This is a genomic window from Pseudomonas sp. (assembly GCF_050739995.1).
Taxonomy (GTDB): Bacteria; Pseudomonadota; Gammaproteobacteria; order Pseudomonadales; family Pseudomonadaceae; genus Aquipseudomonas.
Genome location: NZ_JBOICG010000379.1, coordinates 1 through 4,357 on the forward strand (window position 1 = coordinate 1; position 4,357 = coordinate 4,357).

The 4,357-nt window shown below is 58.9% G+C and carries 4 protein-coding genes; all 4 read right to left on the reverse strand.

Features of this window, described 5'->3' with window-relative positions; all coding sequences use genetic code 11:
• Positions 1-1,272 (reverse strand): carbohydrate porin (locus ACRESD_RS12565; RefSeq protein WP_431751184.1); only part of this gene is annotated, 1,272 nt, incomplete at its 3' end.
• An 84-nt stretch (positions 1,273-1,356) separates the two neighbouring features.
• Positions 1,357-2,517, reverse strand: coding sequence for an ABC transporter ATP-binding protein (locus tag ACRESD_RS12570; protein ID WP_431751185.1), 1,161 nt, complete (start codon positions 2,515-2,517; stop codon positions 1,357-1,359).
• 2 nt (positions 2,518-2,519) lie between these two features.
• Positions 2,520-3,365, reverse strand: a complete 846-nt coding sequence (locus ACRESD_RS12575; protein ID WP_431751186.1) for a carbohydrate ABC transporter permease — start codon at positions 3,363-3,365, stop codon at positions 2,520-2,522.
• Complete coding sequence (locus tag ACRESD_RS12580; protein ID WP_431751187.1) at positions 3,358-4,266, reverse strand: carbohydrate ABC transporter permease; 909 nt, start codon at positions 4,264-4,266, stop codon at positions 3,358-3,360. The genes ACRESD_RS12575 and ACRESD_RS12580 overlap by 8 nt, the downstream gene beginning before the upstream one ends.
• Between the last annotated feature and the right edge of the window lie 91 nt (positions 4,267-4,357).

The following is a 4,357-nucleotide window of genomic DNA, read 5'->3' on the forward strand; positions in this document are numbered from 1 at the left end:
GTATTGCAGGTTAGGACGCACGGTCAGCCAGTTGGTGACGTGGAAGCCGTAGTTGAGCTCGACGTTGTACTCAGTGTTACGCAGTGGCGTGTAACCCGCTTGGCTGTAGTCGGTGAAACCGCCGGCCTCATTGAGCAGCTCGGAGTTTTTCTTCACGTCGCTGTTGGCATGGATACGCGAAATACCGATACCGACGTCATCTTTGGCGCGCGCGTCGAATGGGCCTTTGTACACCAGCATCAGCGACTGGTAGTTGTCGACCAGGTTGGTGTCTTTATCGTGGAAGGTGGCGTTGGCCGCAATGTTCAAGCCGCGGGTAGCGTCGCCGTTATGGGTGGTGAGCTGCTGTTGCGCCACGAACCAGTAGCCGGTTTTGCTGCTGCGAATACGGTAGGCCGCGCCAGTTCTGGCCGCATCGTCGCCATTGACGTCTTCACGTACGTCGCTCGCATCGGCGGCGCTCTTGTAGTAACCCACACGGTATTCGCCCGGCAGGCCATTGACCTTCGGCGACCAGACCAATTCCACCGGAATCACGGTGCCCTTGGTACCGCTGCCGCTGAGTTTGAAGCCGTTACCATGCTCCAACTGCGACGGGTTCTGGTTGTAGGCACCAATTTGCGCATACAGCTCAGGCGTGATGTTGTACTTCACGCGGATAGCGGCCTGGGCCACCGGCCAGTTGTACCAGGTGTTTACATAGTTACCCACTTGGGAGCCGCAGAACGACAGGTTCTGGAAGTCGCACGGGAAGGTGTTGAAGTCTTCACCCTCACCGAAGTAACCGAGTTTCACGTCCAGTTTGTTGTCGAACATCTGGTGCTGGATCCAGAACTGGGTCAGACGCACCATGTGGCCTCGGCCGTACACCTCTTGAGACGAACTCAGGGTGCCGGCACGCGGGTCGCCAATACGGTCATTGGAGATGTTCTGGCCATTACGATTGGTCAGCTGGATCTTGGCTTGGGTGTTATCCCAGCCCCACAGTTTTTGCAGGTCCAGCGCTACGCCTAGACCGAACTGATCAGAGTAGCGACCGGTCTTGTCATCGTTGTAGCCGCCGTGCAGGTTGGCGGCAGCCTCACCGACGTAGTCGGCCTTGATGTCGATACCTTGTTCGATCAGCTTGGTCCGCTCGCCACCCCAATCGCCAGTCATCCATTTGGAATTGGCGCTGAACGCATCATCCGCCATCGCATTGGCGGACATTACCAGAGCGGCGGCTGCTGACAGTTGGCAGATCAGCCGAGTGTTGTTGTGTTGCTTTTTCATCCCTACATCCTCGTCTTTATTGTTATTAAACTGTTTTTATCTAACGCGGGTTACATTTTTTATCTAAAACAATGAGTTATTGAATCAGCGGCCTTTAAATTGGGCCACGTTGCCGGTATGCCCATGTGCAGGCGATGCGGCTGCAGTGCCCAAGCGCTCGCCGGTATTGGCGTCGAACAACAAGACTTTGGCCGGATCGAATTGCAGGGTCAGGGTCTCGCCGACTTGCGGCGCTACATCGGGGGCCAGGCGGCAGCAGACCTTGGTGTCGTTGAGTTGCACGAACACCAAGGTGTCCGGGCCGGTCGGTTCGGTGACCTGGACTTCGGCACGAATGCTCGACGCACTGTCGCCTTCGCTGGTCGCCAGCATGATTTGCTCCGGACGCAGGCCCAGGATCACATCACGGTCTTCAAGGCCAGCGTCCGACACGTTAAGCGCCAACTCGCAACGGGCCTGGCCGCTGTCGAGCAGCGCCACCAGGCGACCGTCCTTGCGCTGCAACCGCAGAGGCACGAAGTTCATCGGTGGCGAACCGATAAAGCTCGCCACGAACTGGTTGGCCGGGTCGTTGTAGATCTCTTTTGGTGTACCGAACTGCTGGATGATGCCGTCCTTCATCACCGCCACTTTGTCGCCCAGGGTCATCGCTTCGATCTGGTCGTGGGTGACATAGACGGTGGTGGTTTTCAGACGCTGGTGCATCAGCTTCATTTCGGTACGCATCTCGACCCGCAGCTTGGCGTCGAGGTTGGACAACGGTTCGTCGAACAGGTAGATCTTCGGTCGGCGCGCCAGGGCACGGCCCATGGCCACACGCTGTTGCTGACCACCGGACAACTGGCCCGGCTTGCGGTTGAGCAGGTGTTCGATCTGTAGCAGCTTGGCCACGCGCGCCACTTCGGCGTCGATATCAGCCTGGGGCATCTTGCGAATCTTCAAGCCGAACTCAATGTTCTCGCGCACGCTCATGGTCGGGTACAGCGCGTAGGACTGGAACACCATGGCGATGTCACGATCCTTGGGACTCATGCCACTGACGTCTTGATCACCGATCATGATCGCACCGCCGGTGATGGTCTCCAGCCCTGCGATGCAGTTCATCAGCGTGGACTTACCGCAACCCGAAGGGCCGACCAGAATCAGGAACTCGCCCTCTTTGATCGACAGTTCGATGTTCTTCAAGGTGTCGGGCAGGCCGGCGCCATAGGTCTTGTTTACATTGCGAAGTTCAAGCGTAGCCATGATTACCCCTTGACCGCGCCAGCCGTGAGGCCGCGCACGAAATACTTGCCTGCGATCACATAGACCAGCAGGGTCGGCAGCCCGGCGATCATCGCCGCCGCCATGTCCACGTTATATTCCTTGGCCCCGGTGCTGGTGTTGACCAGGTTGTTCAGCGCCACTGTAATGGGCTGCGAGTCGCCGCTGGAGAACACCACACCGAACAGGAAGTCGTTCCAGATCTGGGTGAACTGCCAGATCAGGCAGACCATGATGATCGGCGTCGACATCGGCAGAATGATCTGGCGGAAGATGGTGAAGAAACCTGCTCCGTCCAGCCTTGCGGCCTTGATCAGCGCGTCAGGAATGCTCACGTAGTAGTTACGGAAAAACAGTGTAGTAAACGCCAGCCCGTAGACCACGTGTACAAACACCAGGCCCGTGGTGGTGCTGGCCAACCCCATCTTGCCGAGGGTGAAAGAGGCAGGTAGCAGCACGGTCTGGAACGGCAGGAAGCAGCCGAACAGCAGCAGGCCGAAGAACAGTTGCGAACCACGGAAGCGCCAGAACGACAACACATAGCCGTTCAATGCACCGATGGCGGTGGAGATCAGCACGGCGGGAACGGTGATCTTGATCGAGTTCCAGAAGTAACCATCCACCGTGCCCCAGGCCTTGACCCAGCCGATGCCCGTGACCACGGTCGGCCAGCTCAGCAGGTTGCCGGTGCTGATGTCTTCCGGGGTTTTGAAGCTGGTCAGCAGCATCACCACCAGCGGCACCAGGTACAGCAGCACAGCAAGAATCAGCACCGCGTAGATCGCGATGCGGCTCAGGCTGATGGCAGGTTTGGAGGCGAGACTAGTCATTGCGCTTGGTCCTCAGCTCGGAATACAGGTAAGGCACGATGATCGCGAGGATCGCGCCGAGCATCAGGATCGCACTCGCCGAGCCCATGCCCATCTGGCCACGGCTGAAGGTGAACGAGTACATGAACATGGCGGGCAGGTCGGACGAGTAGCCCGGGCCACCGGCGGTCATGGCCGCGACCAGGTCGAAGCTCTTGATCGCAATGTGCGCCAGGATCATCACCGCACTGAAGAACACCGGGCGCAGGCTGGGCAGCACCACGCTCCAGTAGATGCGCGGCAGGCTCGCGCCGTCGATCTGCGCGGCCCGCACGATCGATTGGTCCACGCCCCGCAGGCCGGCGAGGAACATCGCCATGATGAAGCCGGAGGCTTGCCACACGGCAGCAATCACCAAGCAGTAAACGACGCGATCAGGGTCGATCAGCCAGTCGAGACGAAAGCCTTCCCAGCCCCAGTCACGCAGGAGTTTGTCCAGGCCCATGCCCGGGTTGAGCAGCCATTTCCAGGCCGTACCGGTGACGATCATCGAGAGCGCCATCGGGTACAGGTAAATGGTGCGGATAAAACCTTCGCGACGGATCTTCTGGTCGAGGAAAATCGCCAGCGTCACGCCAATCACCAAGGTGATGCCAATGAACATCCCGCCGAACACTGCCAGGTTCTTGCTCGCCACCCACCAGCGGTCGTTGTCGAACAAGCGCGCGTATTGCGCAAGCCCCGCCCAAGTGTAGTTAGGCAGGAACGTGGAGGTGGTGAACGACAGCACGAACGTCCACAGGATGTAGCCGTAGAAGCCCACCAGAACGATAAACATGCTGGGCGCCAGCACCAGTTTGGGGAGCCAGCGCTGCAGTGCATCGAACGGCGAGGCCTTGCTGAACACAGCAACAGAACTCATGGGAAAATCCAGTACAGGGAAAAAGGGCTAGCAAGTAACCCCTTGCGAGGGGGCGCTTTGTGTGGGAGCGGGCTTGCTCGCGAAGCAGGCG